At 53.1% G+C, this 22,001-nt stretch carries 11 protein-coding genes; 9 read left to right on the top strand and 2 right to left on the bottom strand.

The window, feature by feature from the left end; all coding sequences use genetic code 11:
• Positions 1 to 24 precede the first annotated feature (24 nt).
• The 3 genes from HF324_RS20125 (at position 25) to HF324_RS20115 (ending at position 4,309) form a co-directional block, all read left to right on the top strand.
• On the top strand, positions 25 to 1,026 hold the full coding sequence (locus tag HF324_RS20125; RefSeq protein ID WP_168804205.1) for a PorP/SprF family type IX secretion system membrane protein: 1,002 nt from the start codon (positions 25 to 27) through the stop codon (positions 1,024 to 1,026).
• Positions 1,027 to 1,045: 19 nt separating this feature from the next.
• The gene (locus HF324_RS20120) at positions 1,046 to 2,881 is read left to right on the top strand and encodes an OmpA family protein (RefSeq protein WP_168860655.1); all 1,836 of its coding nucleotides are present in this window, start codon (positions 1,046 to 1,048) and stop codon (positions 2,879 to 2,881) included.
• Positions 2,882 to 3,187: 306 nt separating this feature from the next.
• A complete protein-coding gene (locus HF324_RS20115) occupies positions 3,188 to 4,309 on the top strand; it encodes an alkene reductase (RefSeq protein ID WP_168860654.1) in 1,122 nt (373 codons plus the stop codon).
• 20 nt (positions 4,310 to 4,329) lie between these two features.
• Here the strand turns inward: HF324_RS20115 and HF324_RS20110 are convergent, their stop codons facing one another.
• Together HF324_RS20110 and HF324_RS20105 are read right to left on the bottom strand one after the other, a co-directional pair.
• Positions 4,330 to 5,274, bottom strand: coding sequence for a hypothetical protein (locus HF324_RS20110; protein WP_168804201.1), 945 nt, complete (start codon positions 5,272 to 5,274; stop codon positions 4,330 to 4,332).
• Between the two features lie 28 nt (positions 5,275 to 5,302).
• A complete protein-coding gene (locus HF324_RS20105) occupies positions 5,303 to 5,995 on the bottom strand; it encodes a hypothetical protein (protein WP_168860653.1) in 693 nt (230 codons plus the stop codon).
• A gap of 462 nt (positions 5,996 to 6,457) precedes the next feature.
• On the opposite strand from HF324_RS20105, the gene HF324_RS20100 reads away from it, so the two are divergent.
• The 6 genes from HF324_RS20100 (at position 6,458) to HF324_RS20075 (ending at position 21,949) form a co-directional block, all read left to right on the top strand.
• Positions 6,458 to 13,165: a type I polyketide synthase gene (locus HF324_RS20100; protein WP_168860652.1), complete on the top strand. Its 6,708-nt coding sequence runs from the start codon at positions 6,458 to 6,460 to the stop codon at positions 13,163 to 13,165.
• Between the two features lie 228 nt (positions 13,166 to 13,393).
• Positions 13,394 to 16,597, top strand: coding sequence for a zinc-dependent metalloprotease (locus HF324_RS20095; RefSeq protein WP_168860651.1), 3,204 nt, complete (start codon positions 13,394 to 13,396; stop codon positions 16,595 to 16,597).
• Between the two features lie 295 nt (positions 16,598 to 16,892).
• Positions 16,893 to 17,288: a barstar family protein gene (locus HF324_RS20090; RefSeq protein ID WP_168804197.1), complete on the top strand. Its 396-nt coding sequence runs from the start codon at positions 16,893 to 16,895 to the stop codon at positions 17,286 to 17,288.
• 125 nt (positions 17,289 to 17,413) lie between these two features.
• A complete protein-coding gene (locus HF324_RS20085) occupies positions 17,414 to 18,373 on the top strand; it encodes a peroxiredoxin family protein (RefSeq protein ID WP_168804196.1) in 960 nt (319 codons plus the stop codon).
• 13 nt (positions 18,374 to 18,386) lie between these two features.
• The gene (locus HF324_RS20080) at positions 18,387 to 19,178 is read left to right on the top strand and encodes a hypothetical protein (RefSeq protein WP_168860650.1); all 792 of its coding nucleotides are present in this window, start codon (positions 18,387 to 18,389) and stop codon (positions 19,176 to 19,178) included.
• A gap of 5 nt (positions 19,179 to 19,183) precedes the next feature.
• Entirely contained in the window at positions 19,184 to 21,949 is a 2,766-nt protein-coding gene (locus HF324_RS20075) for a TonB-dependent receptor (RefSeq protein WP_168860649.1), read from the top strand.
• The last annotated feature ends 52 nt before the right edge of the window (positions 21,950 to 22,001 follow it).

Below are 22,001 nucleotides of genomic sequence, written 5' to 3'. Positions count from 1 at the left end.
TATCTGCTACAAAAAAAGTAAAAGATGCAAAAAGTACTCAGAGCGGGAATAATGGTCTTGCTGCTGGCAATAAGTAGGCACGGCGTGGCGCAACAGAACATACAGTTCAGCCAGTACATCTTCAACGGGTTAAGTGTTAACCCCGCCTACGCAGGCTATAAGGAAGACCTGTATGTGAACGCCATCTATCGTCACCAGTGGGCCGGGTTCCCCGGTGCACCCCGTACGGGCGGTATTTCGCTCGACGGGGTGACACCCGCCAGCGACAACAAGGTGGGGTTGGGAGTGCAGATGTTGTTTGATAAATCGGGGCCGCAGGACGCCCTGTCACTCTACGGTTCTTACTCGTACCGCATTCCGCTGGATGATGAAGATACCCGTCGCCTTTGCCTCGGTATAGGCGGCGGCGTTACCCAGTATTCCATCGACGGAACGGCACTGCAGTACATCGATAACGAGGACGCGGCCATACCGCTGGGCAAAAAGAGCGTATGGGTGCCGGATGCCCGTTTCGGGATCTATTACTACACACCCCGCTTTTATGCCGGCGCCTCTGTGATGGACCTGTTTTCACTGTATACCGACGCCACGCGCTACAACTGGAAAGGGAACAACTATTCCACGATCCGTAAAACACAGCACCTGTATATCACCACCGGCGCTATGTTCCAGCTGAGTGAAAATTTGGCGTTGAAACCGTCAATCCTGATCAAGGAAGATTTTAAAGGACCTACCAATGTGGACCTCAACGCTTTCCTGCTGATCGGCGAGAAACTGTGGGTAGGCGCTTCTTACCGCACTGGTGTGGGATTGTGGAGCAAAACCAATTTGCAGAAAGACCTTAGTGAACTGGACGCTGCCAGTGTAATGGTGGAGTTTTATGCCACAGAGAAGCTGCGCATCGGGTACGCCTATGACCTGACCATCAACAAAATGGCCGGTTATCAGGGAGGATCACATGAAATATCTCTGGGCTTCCTGATCCCGTCGAAAAACTACACCGTGAAGAACCCCCGGTATTTTTAAACCTTAGTTATTACCCGCTATGATACGTTGTACCAGAATAATGATTCCGCTGATGCTGCTGTCTGCCGCCAACCTCTACGGCCAGGAACAGAAAAGCGTGCTGCAGCTGGCCGAAGCGGCTTATGCAAGACAGGAGTATGCAGTGGCAGGAGCGCTTTATAACAGGATTGCCCGCCAGAAAGGGGATAAGATGCCGGCAGAGCAACTGATGAAGATGGCCCGTAGCTACCAGGAGATCGGTTACTACAAAGAAGCTACCGATATATACAAGGAGATCACCACCCGGGCCGACCGCCCGGCTGCGGCTTATTTCGCCTATGGCGAAGCGCTGCGGCAGCTGGAACAGTATGAAGAAGCCAAAACGCAATATGCGTTGTTTACCACCGCCAATGCGGACAGCCTGCAATTAAAAAGTATTGCCCTGAAAAGCTGTGACAGCGCCGCTGTCTGGATCAAACAAAGTGCGCCTGTGCAACTAATGCCCGTCAAAGAGCTGAACACTTCCAGCTCCGACCTGGTGAGCGGCGTGGTGCAGAAAGGATTGCTGCTGATGTCCAACGGGTACCGTTCCCTGGCACTGAGCAGCGGTTCGCAGGCTAATCCGCCTATCGACAAACGTACCGACCAGCCTTACTACAAAGCGTACATTTACCAGCAATACACGGGTGGTAACGGCGCTTTCCTGGAGGAGCTGGTGCCCAAACTGCTGGGCAAATACGATTATCATATCGGGCCTGTATGCATGAACCGAACAGAAGACACACTGTACGCTACCATCAATATACAAGGCAAAGGCGTGCCTTACACGGGGAAAGGTGTTGTGAACGGTGTCCGTCATCTGCAGTTATATCAATCCGTTAAAAAGAACGGGCAATGGGAGCCGCTGGCGCCCCTGGCAGGTATTAACAGCGATGGATATTCCTCCAGTCACGCGGTGCTGAGCTCCGACGGCGATATCCTGTATTTTGTGTCCGACCGCCCCGGCGGACAAGGGCAGAGCGATATCTGGTATGCCGAAAAGCAGGCCGATGGTTCCTGGGGAACGCCGGTCAACTGTGGCAGCCAGATCAACACGGTAGCCGCAGAAACATTTCCCACGGTCAATGAAGAGGGGATACTTTATTTCTCCAGCAGAGGACACGCAGGTTTAGGTGGCTATGACATCTACCGGGTAAAAGGAACAAAGTCAACCTGGGAAACACCGGAGAACATGAAGTTACCTTTCAATTCCGGTGCAGACGATATCGGCCTGATCTTAAAACGCAACGGCTACGAAGGCTACATGGCTTCCAGCAGACGAGGCGGTTTAGGCAGGGATGATATCTATTATTTCTCCGATCCTGATTATTTCAGCAGGGTAGGTACCGGCGAAAACGCTGGTCAGCCGCCGGTCGAAGGCAATGCGCAACCGCCTGTTGCGGGCAATACGCAGCCGCCGGCCACGGGTGAACGTCCCCGCCCGACAGAAAGGAAACACACCGCAGAAGAAGAAACAGATAAAAGAAAACTGGAAGAACTGAAGTTCCTGTACGACTATAACAGCGCCGTACTGCTGACGGAATCCCGCCGGATACTGGACGAGGTGGCGGCAGTGCTGAAGCGTCATCCTGAATGGAAAGTAGTGATCTCGTCTTTTGCGGATAACCGCGGCAGCGATCAGTATAACGTTGATCTGTCCGCACTGCGTTGTTATGCCGTGATAGACTACCTCGCCAATAAAGGCATCGATCCGAGAAGACTCTATTACAGCAACAAAGGCGAGAAAGAGCCGGTGAACGGCTGTAAGGACGGAGTACCTTGTAAAGAAGAAGATTATAAGCAGAACAGGCGTTCTGAACTGCGGGTGAAGTGGTAGTTTAACGTACTTCAATCATAATAGTGCCCTTTAATATCACGACCCTGCCACTTAGTGGCAGGGTCGCCTGTTTATAGGATATTTTACCTGTTTCTTATTCTGCTCAGGCCCACCGGCGTGATACCAGGGTACGAAGCGATGTAATATTGCGGTATGCGTAAGCGCATTTCGGGATTCCCCATCCTTCCTTATCTATTATTATAATTATAGAACCTTACTAGTTAACTTATTTTGATGATGATTAAATATGATGGAAATTTGCACTATCGATCTCCTTAAACGGCTGATCGTATAAAAGCAAAGATCATGGACATAAACATTTTTGAACCGGCAACGGTCGGTTCACTGCAACTGAACAACCGCATAGCGATGGCTCCCATGACAAGGGCCAGGAACGCTGATGGTATCCCCAACGAAAACAACGCCCTTTATTATTCCCAGCGCGCAGGCGCAGGACTTATCATCACCGAAGGGACCGCTATATCCGATACGTCCAAAGGCGTGCTGTACATCCCCGGACTATATACCTCCGAACAGGTGGAAGGCTGGAAGAAAGTGACGGCAGCCGTGCACGCCAAAGGAGGTAAGATATTTACCCAGCTCTGGCATGTGGGCAGGGTGTCCCACACGTCCAATCAGCCCAACGGGCAGGCGCCGGTAAGCGCTTCAGACATACAGGCGGCGCAGTCCAAAGCCTGGGGATATGACGAAAACGGCCGGGAAGGTTTTGTGACCGCTTCCAAACCCCGCGCGCTGGCAACGGAAGAAGTGGGACAGGTAGCGCAGGATTTTGCCCGTGCGGCGAAAAACGCTGTCAAAGCAGGCTTCGATGGCGTAGAGCTGCATGGCGCCAACGGTTACCTGATAGAGCAGTTTTTAAACCCGCATATCAACAACCGGACGGACCAGTATGGCGGCAGCGTGGAAAACCGCAGCCGTTTCCTCCTTGAAGCGATCGACGCCAGCATAGCGGCGGTAGGCGCAGCAAAAGTAGCTATCCGGCTTACACCGTATGGCGGTCTGCATGAACTGCCGCACTACGACGAGCTGGAGGCTACCTATCAGTACCTCGCGAAGGAGCTGTCCGACAGGAAAATTGCCTATATCCATATTATGGACCAGCAGTCACGCGGGAGTTTTGCATTACCGGAAGGCTTCCTGGAACGGTTCCGGCAATGGTACGACGGCGTCATTATCCTGGCAGGCGGCATGGACCGGGAAAAATCTGAACGGCTGATCAACGCCGGCACCATCGATATCGCGGCTTTCGGAGAGCCGTTTATCTCCAACCCCGACCTGGTGGACAGGCTGCAGCACAACTGGCCGCAGACACCTCCAAAAAGAGAGCTGCACTACGGCCTCACAATGGAAGGATACATCGACTGGAAGACATACAAAGAGCAGGAAGCTTTAAGCGAAGCAATATAACAGGACATTAAAATCTTCCACTACAGGGTAAAGTCATTAATTCTCCAGCCTTGTTCCGTGTTGACAAGGCTGAACTTTACCGCTTTCTGTACTTCACTGCCGCCGGCATAGGTGATCTTCCAGGTCTCTTCCATGGTTACTTTCGCGGTCGAAAAGGTACCCGAACCGCCCATCGAAGAGACTTTACTTATTTTTTGTCCGGCCAGTACTGCGGAAAGTTTCTCCAGTGCAGCGCCATTACAGTATTTCCGGGCGTCTTCGGGAGTATCGCTTTTCAGGGTATACATAAAATAGTCTGCCGTTTCCCGGGCAGACAGGTCGGAGTAATAAGCGCCCGGTGCTTTCACGGGCACCAGCTCGCATCGCAGTACGCCGTTGGCGCTGCTGACAATCACCTCGTTCTTCCTGTATTCTGCACGGACAATTTCTTCGCGGTTAGCATCCTTGTTCCGGCTGTCTTCAAAACGGCGGATGATCTTAACCACCCTGTTCTGGTTATCGAATTCATTGATGATACTTTGTGTTTCTACATGGCCGGAGGATAAGAAAGTCCTCTTCTTTTCCTGCAATAGCAGAAATCCTTTTGGATTGTACACTGTTTTTACATCGCCGTGCAGCTGCACCGCGGATTGGTCATAACTGTAGGATTCAGTCATATTGCCGTCTGAAAACGTGTAGGTGAGGTCGGGATTGTCTTTCCGGTAGTCGGCGGCCGTTTCCTGCTCTATTTTATGCCAGTCTTTTCCACCGTAAGATTTTTTTACGTTCACCGTTTCATACAATACCGTGTCGATATACTGGTTGATCACGTCTACATCTTTATAGTTGAGGAACTTGTTGGTGCGGAATACCTGGAAGGCGTCCACGCCGAGCAGCTGTTCTTTGGAAAGCATGGCGACGCTCTTTTGCTGGGCATAAGCAGAAACAGAGAGGCCAACGAGTAATAAAATAAAAAAGTGTTTCATGGGTGTATAAGCTATAGCGGTCGGGGTTTTAGTTTTTGATGAGTTCAATGTGGCCGTCTGTTCCGAATATTCGGGTGCCTTCCGGATCGGTGACGAAAAATTCCTTTTGATGTTTGACCGCACAGCGGGAGAGATAGTCAAGGCAACTCCGGCACATGCTGCTGCTGGTGCCAAAAACGTCATTACCCATAGCGGCCATTTTCTTGGGCGCATGACTAAGGAAAAAAGCGTTTTCGATAGGACCCCAGTGTTTTACCGCCGGGTACCAGAAAGTATTACCACTTTTTAACTGATATTCTTTCCAGGTGTCCAGGCGCAGGTTTTCTGCCACCGGCGTGATGCCGGATTCCGTCAGCAACCATACTTCTCCCTGGTGTTTGCCTGTAGTGATCAGTATCCAGTACATGCCGCAACCTTCCCGGGCGATGGGGATATTACCATATTTTACAGCGTTGATCTTCTCGTCTGCCACCGCTTCATCTTCGATGTCTTCCCACACGCACGCGGCGTCAAACGCGAAGTTAACCAGCAGCGTCTGTTCGTAGGGTGAATTGTGAAAAGGTGTGCTGTTAGCTTGTTCATAAGGAATAAGGCCATAGAAGGAGAGGGGCTGCGATTGATTGGCGTCATAAAACTGACGGTACTGCGCTACGGCGTCTGTGTAGGCTGGCTTTGCAGCCAAAGGCTGGTCTTTCTTTTTAAAGAAATCAAACATTCCCATGATCTTCGGTTTTGGAGTATGCAGGTTAAGCTGATGGACGGCAGGGGACAACAGGCAACCGGCCGTTAAGGTAGAATATAATCATCAGATATTTTTTTTTGACTTGATATTTTTTCCTATTTTTAGTTTCAACCTGCGTATTTATCTCACCGGGAAAAATGCAGGAAAACGATCAAAAAAGTACTCAAAAATAACCGCAACAGCCTGCTGCCTATCTGACACGGGCCTTTGACCAACTTGTTTACCGCGGTCACGGATTGTTTCAACTGTAATATATTCAAGTGCTAAGTGACTGGAGTCAGTATAGCGACAGCTATATCCTGTTCCTTCCGGTCAGCCCCCTTGCTGCCGCTGCGTGTTACGCAGCGCAGATAAATACGTATACCATCATTCAGCATGCCGCCATTCGGAGACTGTAGGACACAGTCTTATGGCGAAGCTATTCCCAAAAATGTATTGTTTATGAAGCACACATTGCGTCCGGACACCCTGCAACAGATGCTGATCGGACTCAAAGATGAACCCCACAAAGGTGTCACCTTTGTAGCGGGCAGCAACAAAGAGGATTTCCTTTCGTACCAACAGCTGTATGAAGACGCCTTATCATGGCTGGCTTACCTGCAGGCCAAAGGCCTGACGCCGGGCACGGAACTGGTATTGCAGATCGAGGACAACAAAACTTTCCTGCAGGTTTTCTGGGCCTGTATCCTCGGCGCTATCATTCCTGTGCCGGTGGCCGTCACCTATGAAGGGGAGAACGCGCAGAAGCTCTTTAAGATCAGGAATTTCCTCCATAAGCCTGCGCTGGCGGTGAGGCGCGCCCATGCCGAAAAGCTGCTTTCCGGCGCCGCTGCGGCCGACAGCCGGGATTTCGACAGTATTCTTTTTACCGATGAAAAAGAAGATAACGGTCAACAAGGGATAGTCGTTCCCGTTACCCCTGAAACCATCGCTTTCCTCCAGTTTTCATCGGGATCTACCGGTAACCCCAAAGGGGTGGTGCTGACGCACAAAAACCTGGTGACCAATATATGGGAAGCAATTACCGCACATCGGTTGACCGAACGTGACAGTCACCTGAGCTGGATGCCGCTCACACACGATATGGGACTGATCGGGTTTCACCTGTATCCTTTCGCCGCCGGCTTAAATCACTACATCCTGCCGACGGACCTGTTTATCAGAAACCCGTTGTTATGGATGCAGAAAATATCGGAACACCGCGTTACGGTAACCGGTTCACCCAACTTCGGGTATAAGTACTATCTGAACCAGTTTACCCCGGAAAAAGGCGAGGGGCTTGACTTCTCCTCGCTGCGGATCATCCTCAACGGGGCGGAGCCGATATCGGCGCCGCTGTGCCGCCAGTTCATGACCGTAATGGCGGATTATCAGCTGGACCCCGCGGCGATGTTCCCGGGATACGGGCTGGCAGAAGGCACGCTGGAGGTAACCTTCGGAGATATCGGCGCCGCGATGACCAGCCTGTTTGTCCGCCGGGATTCCCTGGTGACAGGGCAGCCGGTGGCGATCAGCTACCAGCAGGAAGAGGCGGTGGAAAGCCTCGAAATAGTGAACCTGGGGAAAATCATCGGTGGCGTGGCGGTGAGCATCACCAACGATGCCGGCAAGCCGCTGCCGGACGGCCACCTCGGCCTCGTGCAGATACAGGGCGATGCGGTGACCGCGCGCTATTACAATAACGAAACAGCAACAACGGCCGCTATCCGCAACGGCTGGCTCAATACCGGCGATACCGGTTTTATGCTCGACGGCTACCTGTATATCACCGGACGCTCGAAAGATATCATTTTCGTCAACGGTATGAACGTTTATCCGCATGATATCGAACATACGATAGAACACGGGACCGGGGCCGAAACCGGTAAAGTAGTGGCCTGCGGCGTACCGGATGAAGACACCGGCACAGAAGCCATCGTGGTATTTACCATCCATAAATCCTCCATAGAGAAATTCCTGCCCGTTATCGCCGCCATCAAAAGCTGTGTGGCCTCCCGGCTGGGCCTGGAAGTGAAACATGTGCTGCCCGTGCGGAAAGTGCCTAAAACCACCAGCGGGAAAGTGAAGCGGTATACTTTCGCCGAAGACTACCGCCAGGGCCTGTATGCGGATGTTATCGGTGAAATAACTGCCGCGCAACAGAAAACCCTGCTACTAAAGCAAACGGCTGCACGCAGTTTTTCCGAGATCCGCGATTGGCTGCAGCAGTGGCTGCAACAGCGTTTTAAGCTGTCGGCAGCGGTGCTGTCGGCCGACCGGGTATTTGCGGAATACGGCCTCACCTCCATGCAGGCTGTCATGCTGGCGGCCGATCTGGAACAATGGCTGGGCATGCCGGTAGACAAGACGCTTATCTATAACTATACCACGGCCACAGCGCTGGCGGCGCACCTTTCAGGGACAGCTGTTGCCGGCACAGAAGCGCAGCGGCAGCCACAGGGAGCTGAAGAAAAAATTGCCGTCATCGGTATGGGATGCCGATTTCCCGGTGCTGCGGACAGTCCTGCCGCCTTCTGGGAACTGTTGCGCCAGCAACGTAGCGGCGTGACCGTAGTGCCGGCGGACCGCTGGCCGGTGGAGCGTTACTATAGCGCTGATGAAGACGAAACGGGAAAAATGTACACCCGGCATGGCGGTTTTATCGAACAGGCGGACCAGTTCGATCCGGTGTTCTTCGGTATCTCTCCCAGGGAGGCCGCAGGGATGGACCCTCAGCAGCGTTTGTTGCTGGAAGTCAGCTGGGAAGCCATGGAGCATGCCGGTATCCGTCCGTCTTCCCTGAGAGGCAGCGACACCGGCGTGTTTGTAGGGCTGGGCACCGACGATTATCAGCAGATCGTGGAAGACCATACGCCGCCGGCTTTGTTCGAAGATGCTTTCAGCACGCTGGGGCTGCAGCGGAGCGTGGCGGCGGGAAGGATCGCCTACCTGTTCGACTTCCATGGGCCCGTGCTGCAGCTGGACACCGCCTGTTCCTCGTCGCTGCTCAGCGTCCACCAGGCCTGTCAGCATCTGCTGCTGGGGGAATGTTCGCTGGCGCTGGCAGGAGGGGTGAACCTGATGCTCTCACCGGATACCACGATACGGCTGTGCCGCATGAAAGCGCTGTCTCCCACCGGGCAATGCCACGCATTCGACGAAACGGCGGATGGCTACGTCAGGGGGGAAGGCGCCGGTATGATTGTGCTGAAGCGCCTCAGCGACGCGCAGCGGGATGGCGATACCATACTGGCCGTCATCAAAGGATCGGCGGTGAACCACGACGGACAAAGCAACGGCCTTACTGCGCCCAACGGCCTCGCACAGCAGCAGGTGATCCGGAAAGCCCTGCAGCAGGCAGGAGTGGAGCCGCATACCGTGCAATATGTGGAAGCGCATGGAACGGGCACCAAACTGGGCGACCCGGTAGAGGCGCAGGCGCTGCAGGCGGTGTACGGGCAGTCCCGCGGGACGGATAATCCGCTGCTGCTGGGCGCCGTGAAATCCAATATCGGTCACCTCGAAGCGGCAGCCGGCATCGCGGGGCTTATCAAGACTGTATTGTCACTGCAACAGCAACAGCTGCCCGCTACCCTTAACTTTAATACCCCCAGCAGTTATATACCCTGGAAAGACATGCAGCTGAAGGTGGTGGACAGGCCGACGGACTGGCCCGCTGTCACCACGCCCAGGCGTGCGGCCATCAGCTCTTTCGGACTTAGCGGCACCAACGTGCACCTGATACTCGAAGAAGCACCGGCGGTTGCCGGCAACGTAGCACCGGCGCCGTTAGTACAGCGGCCATCCTGCCCGCTGACGCTGTCGGCCAAATCACCTGCTGCCTTGCAGTCGCTGGCAGCGCGCTATGCTGCTGCGCTTACGGGCACTACGGATACATTGGCAGCTATCGGCTGGAGTACTTTCACCACGAGAGAAGCATTCCCTTATCGCATTGCCTTTCCCGCGGCTTCTGTAACAGAGGCGGTGCAACGTTTACGCGCTTATAACGAAAACGCTTATACGGAGCAGGTGCTGTCCGGCAGGGTACAACCCCGCGATGGCCAGCTGGTATGGCTTTTCACCGGCGGCGGTTCACAGTACCGGAACATGGGCATCGAACTATATGAACACAACGCCGTCTTCCGGCAGGTGATAGATCATTGCGACGGCTGGCTGGAAGGGCAGTGGGGTATCTCCCTGACCACCCTGCTTTACAAAATGGAGAAGGAGGCATCCAACGAGTTGCTGCTGCAGATGACGTATTTCCAGCCGGCCCTCTATGTTGTTTCCTGTGCGCTGGCCGAAGTATGGAAGTCATGGGGCTTGTCGCCCGCCATCGTTGCCGGCCATAGTGTGGGCGAATACGCCGCCGCCTATGTGGCAGGTGTGTTCAGCCTGGACGACGGGCTGAAGCTGGTCACCGAAAGAGCGCGGCTGATGCAGGCGGTGAAAGAACCGGGCGCTATGGCGACCGTCTTCGCCCCGGTGGAAGAAGTGAGCACCATGATCCTGCCTTACGGAAAAGATCTCTCCATTGCAGCGGTGAACGGGCCGGCGCTGACAGTCATCTCCGGAAAAAAACAGGCGGTGGCCGACGCGCTGGTGTCGCTGAAAGAGGCCGGCATCGACAGTCGCCCGCTCCTGATAGCCCATGCGTCGCACTCTCCGCTGATGGAGACGATGCTGGACGAATTCCGTACGGTGGCGAAGCAGATCGATTTCCGGCCGTCCAGGCTGCAGCTGATTTCCAATATCACCGGGGAGGTGATGACGGAAATACCGGACCATCGTTACTGGTGCGATCAGATCATTTCGCCGGTAATGTTCGCCAAAAGTATACAGACCATCTCCGCGCTGGGTGGCGACATCCTGATGGAGCTGGGCCCGCAGCCCAACCTGCTGTCGATGGTGCAGCTCACCGCGGCATATGCGGAAGACTGCCTGCTGCCCTGCATGAAAATCGGGCATTCCTCCTGGGACATGATGCTGCAGGCATTACTGACGTTATATGTCAAAGGATTGCCTGTCCGGGCAGAACAGCTGTTTGACCAGCAGGACCAGCGAAGAGCACATCTGCCGGTGTATTCGTTTAACCGTCAGCGTTACTGGGCCTTTGAAAAAGAAATACTACCTGTTACCCATCCGCAATACGAACAAAAAAACAAGATTATGACCGACACTCCTCATGCATCGTCCCAGCGTGCCGCCATACTGCGGGATATTACCGACATCTTCAGCAGCCTGCTGAAGATGCCCGCCGCTGATATTGATATACATGCCCGGTTCCTGGAAATGGGCGCCGACTCGCTGGTGCTGGCGAGCGCCATCAGGAAGATAGAAAAAAAATACAACGTCAATTTCAGTATCCGGCAGCTGTTTGAAACGCTGACGACCATCCGGCTGATAACGGACTATATCGCCGACGGCATACCGGAAGCTACGCCTGCAGCAGCGCCGCTACCCGTAGCGCAGGAAGTACCGGCGGTAGCTCCGGCGGTAAAGCTGGCGGCGACAGCTCCCGTAAAAACCAACGGGGCCGTGCACCATTCAGGTCCGGCCGATCCTGCCGTATCGCAACGTTTGTTCGATTTCCTGGAGCAACAGCTGACGCTGTTGTCACAGCACCTGGGTACCGGACAACTGCCTGCCGAAGCGGCAGCAGGCATAAAGGCTAACGGCAACGGCACAACGCTTCCCGCGCCGGTCGCCGCCGAAGTAACGAAAGCGCCGGTGCAGCATCGTTCCATTTTTCCTAAAATGGAAACCCGCCCCGGGCAGTCCGGCTACAGCGAGGAGCAGCAACAGTACCTGGATGCGTTTATCCGCCGGTATAATCTCAAAACACAAAAATCAAAAGCGCATACACAGCAATACAGGTCAGTATTGACGGACAACCGTGCTTCGGCGGGGTTCCGTTTCTCTACCAAGGAACTGGTATATCCTATCCAGGCGGCTTCGTCTGCCGGCGCTACCATCACGGACCTGGACGGCAATACCTACATCGACCTGGCGATGGGCTTTGGTGTAGACCTGCTGGGGCATTGTCCGCCGGCGATCATCGACGCCCTTCAGCAGCAGCTGCAGCAGGGCTTCCAGCTGGGGCCGCAAACACCGCTGGCCGGCCAGGTAGCTGAACTGGTGACATCGCTCACCGGAACAGAACGCGCCAGCTTCCACAACTCCGGAACCGAAGCGGTGATGACCGCCGTGAGGCTGGCCCGCACCGTTACCGGCAGAAAAAAGGTGGCCGTCTTCGCCGGCTCCTATCACGGCCATTTCGATGGTACGCTGGCCGCTCCGGAAGACCTGGAGAGAAGCCATGCAGGCGTACCCATGGCCGCCGGCATCGTTCATAACATGGTGGCAGATGTATTGATATTTGACTATCATCATCCCGATGTGGTGGAACAGATACGCGCACATAAGCATGAACTGGCCGCCGTACTGGTGGAACCGGTACAGAGCCGTAAGCCGGGGTATCAGCCCAAAGCGTTGCTGCACGCCCTGCGCGATATGACCGCCGCAGAAGACATCGCCCTGATCTTTGACGAGATGATCACCGGCTTCCGCATCCATCCCGGCGGGGCACAGGCGTATTTTGGCGTACGCGCCGACCTGGCCACTTACGGTAAGATAGCGGGCGGCGGGTTACCGATAGGCATTATCGCCGGTTCCCGTAAGTATATGGACGCACTGGACGGCGGCATGTGGCAGTACGGCGACGATTCCTATCCTGCAACAGATACCACCTTTTTTGCCGGTACCTTCTGTAAACATCCGCTGAGCATGTCTGCTACGCTGGCGTTGCTGAAAGAACTGCAGCAGCGGGGCCCCGCGTTGCAGGAACAACTGAATGCCCGTACCACCAGGCTGGTCAGCGAGCTGTCGGCCTTCCTGAAAGAGAACAACGTACCGATGGACGTACATAATTTCGGCTCACTGTTCTATTTCGCCATTACCTCCAATATGGACCTCTTTTTCTATCACCTGCTGGAGAAAGGGGTATATATATGGGAGGGAAGGACCTGCTTCCTGTCCGATGCCCATACCGACGAACATGTACGCCAGATTATAAGGGCGGTGAAAGACAGTGTGCGGGAGCTGCAGCAGGCAGGATTCCTGCCAAAGCCTGCAAAAGCGGTGCCCAAAGGGAAAACGTTGGTATTGTAAGATAAGATCCCCCTTCATATACAAGCGGTTGTCTCTGTAAATACAGCGGCAGCCGTTTTTTATTTGGAAAAATAGTAGTCGTGTATTTCTGCCGCAGAGAGTTCTGCTACATTTATGTAAGCAACATAAACAACCATTATTCACAAAAACCCGATTTAAAACCCGGAGCACTAGCACTAAACTATATCTGAAAAAACAACCCTTTTTTTACCAAAATCTGAACTACCAATGAAAAAAGTTTTACTTCTCGCAACAGCATTGTTGTGTAGTACCCTATCGTATGCGCAGGACTACTGGCGGCCGCATACCGATGTCGCCAGGATTGCCACCGACAAAGCCGTGGCGCGCCTTGCTTTTCCCGCCCAATACAAATTATTTGACCTGAACCTGACGCCTTTGAAAAGAGACGTATTCAGGACCGTAGGCAACGCCGCCTCGCAGGCGGTCATCATTTCGCTGCCGAACGCCGACGGAGAAATTGAGCAGTACACCGTTGTGGAAGCTTCTAATTTCGAACCTGCCTTACAAGCCCAATTCCCGGAGATAAGAGCGTTTTCCGGGAAAGGCATAACCGACAAAAACGCTACCTTAAAACTGAGCATTTCTCCGCAGGGGATACAGGCTATGGTCTTCCGCACGGAAAAACAAAATGAGTTCATCGAACCTTATTCTGCTGACCACACGGTGTACGCAGTGTTCAAAAAACAACCAAAGACATTGCCCTGGAAATGTTCTACGCCCGAGCAGAAGCTGGCTGCCAGCATCGGCAACCAGGTAGGTACCGTGGCACGGTCTACCGGCGACGCCAAAACGCTGCGGCTGGCACAATCCGTTACGGCGGAATATTCCAACTATTTCGGGGCTACCAGCGCCTCACAGGTATCGCTGGTACTGGCGGCTATCAACGCTACGCTGACCCGTTGTAACGGCGTTTATGAAAAAGACCTGGCCCTGCACCTTAACCTGATCGCAGCCAGCACCAATGTGATCTATTATGATCCGAACACCGATCCCTATTCCGCCGCCAGCTCAGGCGCGGGAGGAGCATGGAACAGTGAATTGCAAAATACCCTGAACACAAAAATCGGAGCAGCGAACTATGATATCGGCCACCTGTTCGGTGCATCCGGCGGTGGCGGCAACGCCGGTTGCATCGGCTGTATTTGCGTCGACAACTCCAAAGGCAGCGGTTTTACTTCTCCTGCCGACAACATTCCACAGGGCGATAATTTCGATATCGACTATGTGGTGCATGAAGTAGGCCACCAGCTGGGCGCCAACCACACTTTTTCCATGAGCAACGAAGGCACCGGTGTGAACGTGGAACCTGGTTCCGGTATCACCATTATGGGGTATGCCGGCATTACCAGCCAGGACCTCGCCCCACACTCCATTGCGTATTATCACGCTGCTTCCATTGCACAGATCCAGTCCAACCTTTCAGGGAAAACATGCCCGGTAACGACCAGTATCTCCGCCAACAACGCCACCCCGGTGGTGAATGCCGGCGGTAACTTTACCATTCCCATCAGCACCCCCTTTGCGCTGACCGGCTCCGCAACAGACGCTAATGCCGGCGACGTGCTGACGTATTCCTGGGAGCAGAATGATAACGCCACCTCCTCACAGACAGGCAGCTCCAGCGTGGCCAGCGCCACCAAAGCGTCCGGGCCCAACTGGATATCCTATGCGCCTGTCACCACCCCGGTAAGATACTTTCCCAAACTGGCAACGATCCTCGCCGGTGGTTCGGTATCAGGTCCGCTGGCAGGTGGCGATGCCGGCGCTAATACAGAAGCGCTGAGCTCCGTTTCCAGGACGTTGAAATTCCGCTTAACGGTAAGAGACAATGCGCCGTACAGTTCCACCGCTCCGGTGACCATCGGGCAGACCAACTTCGCAGATGCCACCATTACCGTGACCAACACCTCCGGGCCGTTTACCGTAACGTCTCCCAACACCAACGTATCATGGGCCGGCAACTCATCGCAATCTGTTACCTGGAACGTGGCTAATACCACAGCGGCGCCTGTGAGCACCGCCAACGTGAAAATATCGATCTCCACAGACGGCGGTAACACCTTCAGCACCCTGGTGGCCAGTACCCCCAACGATGGCAGCGAAACGGTAACGATTCCCAATACACCCACTACCACCGCCAGAATAAAGGTGGAAGCAGTAGGGAATATCTTCTTTGATATCTCCAACACCAACTTCACCATCACCTCCGGCTCCGGTTGCGCTGCTCCGGCAGGCCTTACCGCTTCCGCTGTTACCACCACATCGGCGACCGTAGGATGGACCGCTGCCAGTGGCGCGGTATCGTATGATGTGGATTACAAACCTGCCAGCTCCGGCACATGGACCAATGCGGCCACCGGAACGACCGCCGTTTCTGTAGGACTGACCGGCCTCACCACCGGAACGACCTATGATTACAGGGTAAGGACCAATTGCAGCAGCGGCAGCAGCACTTATTCAACAGCGCAGTTCACCACTACGTCAACAGGTACCTGTAACGCGCCGGCTGGTTTAACCAGCTCCGGTGTGACTGCCGCAGGGGCCACCGTCGGCTGGGCAGCAGTGAGCGGTGCTGTGAGCTATGATGTGGACTATAAGCCCAATACTTCATCCACATGGACCAATGCGGCTACCGCAACCACTTCCTTGTCGGTTAACCTGAGCGGTTTAACGTCCAACACCTTGTATGACTGGAGGGTGCGGACCAACTGCGCAAGCGGCAACAGTAGCTACGCAGCGGCGCAGTTCACTACTTTAACCTCCTCCGGCTGCGCCAATCCGCTGGATAATTCCACCAACGATACCCGCTCCGGCGCCGCCACCATTCCGTTTAACACCGATGTTACAGGTTTGATCAGCCCGAGCGGTGATATTGATCACTATAAATTTGTGATCACTACCGGTGGTACTATCACCATCACCTTGGGGACACTGCCCGGCGATTACGACCTGAAGCTGCTGAACAGCGCGGGTACGCAAGTGGCCATTTCACAGGCCGCCGGCACCAGCAATGAAACCATCAGCAGAACAGTGGCCGCAGGTACTTATTATGCACAGGTGTATGGCTACAGTGGCGCCAACAGCGCTACTACCTGCTACACGCTGCGTGTACAGACAGGTACTGCGAGCCGCGGCGAAGAGGCGGTGATCGGTAAGGACGTGATCAGCAAAGAGCAGAAAGTGGATGTGTTCCCGAACCCTGTCAACAATATCATGAACATCAACCTTACAGGATTCACCGGAAAATCAGAAGTGAGCCTGCTGGATGTAAACGGCCGTGAAGTGCTGCGTCGTGAAATAGGCATCGTTAACGCCCAGCTGGATATTTCCTCGCTGCCTCCGGGCGTTTACCTCGTAAGAGTGAAGAACGGTGTAAAACAGGTGTACCTGAAAAAGATTGTTAAACAATAAAAAGAAACACAGTATCTGACAAACGAAGAGGACGTCCCCGGTAAAGGGGACGTCCTCTTCGTTTGTTTTTTATACAGCAGGCGGATACTGCCGGGTTGTCAAATATGTTTGAACAGCTGGGCAAGGAGTTCCACCACGATGGCGGCAACAAAAATAACAGCTTTCAGGTTCTTTTTTAAGTATTGCATGGATAGTAGTTTTGACGACGAAACAGGTTTCGTTTTGTTAATATACGAAAAAATCCGGGAAAATCAAAGTCCCTGTATTTCATTACCTTGGCTGCATAATACTTCGTATGCAGCAAAAAACGTTCGTCATTGAAGGGAGCCGGATCAATGCCATTCCTGACTTCTACGCGGAAATAAACCGTTTATTCATGGCCGGGGAAGACTGGAAGCTGGGCAACAGCCTCGATGGCTTCAACGATCTGCTGCATGGCGGTTTTGGCGCTATCACGGGAGACGAACGGGTGGTGCTGGTCTGGAAAGACATCGCGCATAGTAAAGCAGCATTGGGGGTGGAAGCCACCCGGAAGTACTACGAGGAAAAGTTGTCGCCCGGCGCACCGTTTAACCGCAGGTATTTTGAAGAGAAACTGAAGGAATTGGAGGAGGGCCGTGGCCAGACTTATTTTGATATAGTAATGGAGATTATTGCAGACCATCCTGATATCACGGTCGTTTCAGCATAACAAGATCATCAGCATGATGCTAAAAGCAGGACAAAGTGTCCTGCTTTTTCTTTTTGCCTTCACCCTTTTTCCCGTCGCCGGTGCCTGTAGGATAATATCAACCATTATCATATTTAGCAATGATCATGAAAAGAATAGTTCTGTGGGGAATGCTGCTGTTCCCTTTGGCAGGAATTTGCCGGCAACAGGACGGGAAAGACAGTACAGCAGGCATGTTTGACCTGGAGCCGGAGCTGGTGATGACCTTTTTGTCGAAGGACAGTGTCGATAAAAAAGAAGTGTTGCGGGATGTAGGGTTATTAAACACCCTGTTAAGGAAAGACATCGGGGAGGCGGAAATGATAAAACAACTGCAGGCGATAGACCGCGAAAAAGACAGCATAGCCTTCTATAATTTTGTGACAACGAAACCTGCGGCCCTCTACCGCGAGAAACGCATTATCATGCAGCAATTTGTTGAGGCACATCCTGATTCTTATGTCAGCCTGTATGAACTGGACTATAACCACGGGATGTATAGCGCAGACAGCTATGCCATCGCCTATGAAAAACTGAGCAACAGGCTGAAGAACACACAGGCAGCGAAAAAAATCCGGGACAGGATCGTGCATTTAAAGCAGATAGCCCTTACCGGTATGCAGGCGCCGGATTTCATCCGGAAAAACCAATACGGCAAAACCGTCCGCCTGAGCGATTACAGGGGGAAACTGATCATCCTTGACTTCTGGGGCAGCTGGTGCGGGGCCTGCCGCCAGAGCCATCCTCATTTAAAAGAGCTGTACGCCGCGTATAAAGACAGGGGGCTGGAGATTGTTGCCGTAGCCAATGAAAACGTACATGGAGATAAAACGCCGCTGGACAAAGCCACCGCCAACTGGCTGGCGGCCATCAAAAAAGACGGGGTGGACTGGGTACATGTACTGAACGACGAAGGATCGGGCGGATTAGACATCGTAAAAGCCTTCCGGGTAACTTCCTATCCCACCAAGTTCCTGCTGGACAAGGACGGTAAAGTGTTGTTACGCATCGAAGACGGCCTGAATGTGGAAATAGATCAGCTGATCAAATCCAGGCTGGAGAAGTAAATCTCTTTTTTTTATGATGAAGAAACTACCTGTTTATTTATTATGCCGGGGTCTCTGTTGCCTGTTATTTTCAGGGGGATGTTTTACGGGTGTCGCCCATGCACAATCTTCTCCGCCTGGCAACGTCATCATTGATGGCCAGCTGAAGGAGTGGGGAGATACTTTACGCCACTATGACAAAGCGGCCCGGCTTTACTACGACGTGCATAACGATCACGACTATCTGTACATAGCCCTGCGGCGTCCCAAATATGCCTGGAAGATAGTGCTGGAGGGGCGGATGTCGTTTGAGATCGGCAAAGAAAAAGAAGATAAAGACGGTCTTAAAATTTTCTATCCCGGGCATTTCAGTCTCAACAAGGACGACATGTGGAACTTCCTCGAAGTAAAAAAAGTTGACGGGCGGTCCTTTGATACACTGACAATCTATAATGATGAAGGGCTGCTGGCCGCCGGCGGATTTTGGGAACGGGAACAGAAAGACCGCCAGTCGTCGGCCGGCGATATGTTGATGCAGACCATTCCCACGTCTGTCAACGGGATGCCGGCAGCAGCCGAGGTGCCCAAAGAGGCTGTCACCAGTGTGGTGGGCGCGGATTGTGAACTGGCCATTCCCATGAAACTGCTGCCGGCAAAAAGCGGAACGGTGTATATACGGATTGTCATTCCAGGGGAAAAAGACATAGCGGCCGCTCTCAACGGGGTAGGATACATCAGCGGGTTTAACATGGAGAGGGGCACGCCGGAAGCTGTCGACGATCTCATGGTCGAATCAAAATTATCCATTACCTACAGCCTAAAATAAGTCGTTTGCAGAAGATTTTATTACTCGCTTTATTTTTATTGTTAATGCCCGGTGCCGCGCTGGTGGCGCAGGTATACGAGAAATCAGCTGCTAAACTGTTGTCGGTCAGGAGAGTGAATGGTATTGTAAGGGACAGTTTGGGCAGAAAAATCCCTTCGGCGATGGTACGGTTGATATCGCCAAAAGATACGTTGCATACGGTGACTTCTGAATATGGAGTATTTAATTTCCCGGCGGTGCGGAGCGAAAGTTTCACCCTGGAGGTACAGGTCATGAGTTATCGTCCTTACCGCAAAAAATATTTCCTGAATGATACGAAGCCTGTTCTTGTATTGCCACCTGTGGTGATGGGTTCCGGCATGGTGCAGCTGAAAGAGGTGGCGGTGACCACTGCGAAAGGGCCACAGGAAAGAGGAGATACCACCGAGTTCTGGGCAAAGGATTACGTGGTGCGTGATCTGGCCCGGCTGGAAGACATGCTGAAGAAGATGGAAGGCTTCCAGACGGATGCCAACGGTCAGCTGACCTATCGCGGCAAGCTGGTCAACAGGGCGCTCTTTAACGGCGCAAAATATTTCAATGGTGATGTTGCCGCTGCCATTAAAGAGCTGCCGGCAGATATTGTGGAACGTATCCAGGTGATCCAGGACAATGAAAACGGAACAGGGCCAAGATTGTCTAAATCAGAAGCTTCTTCCCAGACGCTGAACGTGGTGACCAAAGCCGATAAGTCCGCCGGCCGGATGTACCATGTGGTGGCAGAAGGCGGTTCGTTTGACCGTTACAGGGCGGGCGCTTCCGCCAAGTCCATTGACGGATGGAACCAATGGAGTCTGTCGGCTGCTGGCAGCCAGGAGCCTTTGGGGATTATATCCGGTGATCCTGTTGGGACCATCAGCGGTATGGGAAGCGCATTTTCATCCGGCGGTGGCGGTTCGGGAGGACAGGCGAAAGTCCTGGCCACCCAAATGCATTATGGTAATACCATAGGTAAATTAAATTTTGGCGCGGACTACGCCATAGGGCGGAGACACCAGGTAAGTGAGGTGGAAAGTTTTTCGGAAGAGTTTTACAAGGAAGGTAGCCTGAAACGCAATACCAGGAGGTCTACCCAAAACACTTATACGGACCAGACGCTCACCTTGAATGCCCGTGTCAGCAAGGGCGATTTTCATATGATGACGACGGTATCGGGCACACTCATGCGCAATGAAATTGAAAACAGTAACGAGTTGCGCCAGTCGGGAATTCTGTCGAATTTACAGCGGATGTCGTCGGGCAATACCGTAGACATGCCTACCTATAACCTGGCCTCTTTCATGACATTTTTTTCCAGCCGTAAAGTAGGCCTGACGCTGAATATAAACAGCAGTGGCAAGGGCGTGAGGGGCTCCGGGCATGATAACACCGACACCTATGGTGATGACACCGTAAAAGCGGACAGCTCCCTGTACCTGTGGCAGCGGCAGAAGAGCAGTGCCCTGTACAACGCGATCAGCGCAGCACTGACGTATACATGGCGGCAGAAACTCACTTTCCTGTTAAGAGTATCCCCTTCCCACAGCAAGTCGACCGATGTCAACTACCGGGACCAGGTAACACCCGGGCAGGACGTAAAACGGCTGAACGAGTTGAGCAATGATAATATGCTCAGGGAGTACAAGTTGCCTGCTGCGTTATCCGTTAAGTATAGCTACAATACAAAAATTTCACTGGAGCTGGCGGGGAAATATGAGATCAACTGGCAACAGACAAAGCTGCATTTAAAGGAGTTGGACCTTTCTACCCGCACCGGTGCATTTCTGCCGTCGGTAACGCTGGATTATGCACTCTCCACAGCCGGAAGCGTTACGGCCAGCTACAGCCGTAACATACGCCTGCCTTCCCTGTTGCAGCTCAATGAGAAACCTTACTTCGCCACGCCATTTGATGTGGTTATCGGTAATAAGGAACTGAGAGCAGGTATGACAGACAACTGGCATTTAAGGGGAAGTTATATGTTTCCCCAGGCAGGGATGCAGGTATCAGGTGAATTGACCTATAGCCAGTTGCACAACGAAATTGGGACCAATAGGCTGGTCCGGATAGATACAGTGACGAAAACGATACGTACCGAAACCTACTACCTGAATGTGAAAGGGGGCAATAACAAAAATGCCACCTATTCCCTCTCGAAAAATTTACGGCAGCTGAATATCGTGTTTAAGCTCGATGGTCATCTGATGTGGGGCAAACAGCTGTATTTAGCCGATGGACAACAGGCCATTACGCTGCAGCGCAATATGTCGCACTCATTTACGGCCTCTTCTACGCCGGTAAAATGGCTGGATATTGCTTCGGGGGTAGTGTATAGCGGCTCCCGAAATATCAACTCCCTGCAACCCGGCCGGCCTTTGTATAACAATGAATTTAATGTGCTGTTAAAAGGCGCCTTTTTTCTGCCTGCAGATGTTAAAATCAACCTGAGCGGCAGACAGAATATCGTGAGGGCCAGCAGCCTTCCTGGTACGCTGTACCCATTAGTGATCAACGCTAACATCGAAAAACGTTTCCTGAAGAAAAAAGACGCGGTCGTTAGCTTCGTTGTGATGGACCTGTTGCGGCAGAACTACTATAACGTTATCGCACAAACGGCCACCGGTTATTCCAGTGTGATGTCCGCCGTGGACAGCCGTTATTTCCTGGTACAGCTGGCGTGGAACCCGCAGCGGTTCTCCAAAAGCAAAGCTGCGGGAGGGATGAGAAGGGGAGATGGCAGTTTTGTGAAATAAATATTTCATGACATCAGGAGGGCTGACCCAAAAGCAAAACAGGCTTTTGGGT

It is taken from the genome of Chitinophaga oryzae (assembly GCF_012516375.2).
Classification (GTDB): Bacteria; Bacteroidota; Bacteroidia; order Chitinophagales; family Chitinophagaceae; genus Chitinophaga; species Chitinophaga oryzae.
Note: the sequence above shows the minus strand (reverse complement) of the source record. Positions and strands in the feature narration are given on the sequence as shown.

Coding starts and splice junctions, on each gene's coding strand:
- HF324_RS20125 (WP_168804205.1), top strand. CDS start 25: ATGCAAAAAGTACTCAGAGCGGGAATAATGGTCTTGCTGCTGGCAATA.
- HF324_RS20120 (WP_168860655.1), top strand. CDS start 1,046: ATGATACGTTGTACCAGAATAATGATTCCGCTGATGCTGCTGTCTGCC.
- HF324_RS20115 (WP_168860654.1), top strand. CDS start 3,188: ATGGACATAAACATTTTTGAACCGGCAACGGTCGGTTCACTGCAACTG.
- HF324_RS20110 (WP_168804201.1), bottom strand. CDS start 5,274: ATGAAACACTTTTTTATTTTATTACTCGTTGGCCTCTCTGTTTCTGCT.
- HF324_RS20105 (WP_168860653.1), bottom strand. CDS start 5,995: ATGGGAATGTTTGATTTCTTTAAAAAGAAAGACCAGCCTTTGGCTGCA.
- HF324_RS20100 (WP_168860652.1), top strand. CDS start 6,458: ATGAAGCACACATTGCGTCCGGACACCCTGCAACAGATGCTGATCGGA.
- HF324_RS20095 (WP_168860651.1), top strand. CDS start 13,394: ATGAAAAAAGTTTTACTTCTCGCAACAGCATTGTTGTGTAGTACCCTA.
- HF324_RS20090 (WP_168804197.1), top strand. CDS start 16,893: ATGCAGCAAAAAACGTTCGTCATTGAAGGGAGCCGGATCAATGCCATT.
- HF324_RS20085 (WP_168804196.1), top strand. CDS start 17,414: ATGAAAAGAATAGTTCTGTGGGGAATGCTGCTGTTCCCTTTGGCAGGA.
- HF324_RS20080 (WP_168860650.1), top strand. CDS start 18,387: ATGATGAAGAAACTACCTGTTTATTTATTATGCCGGGGTCTCTGTTGC.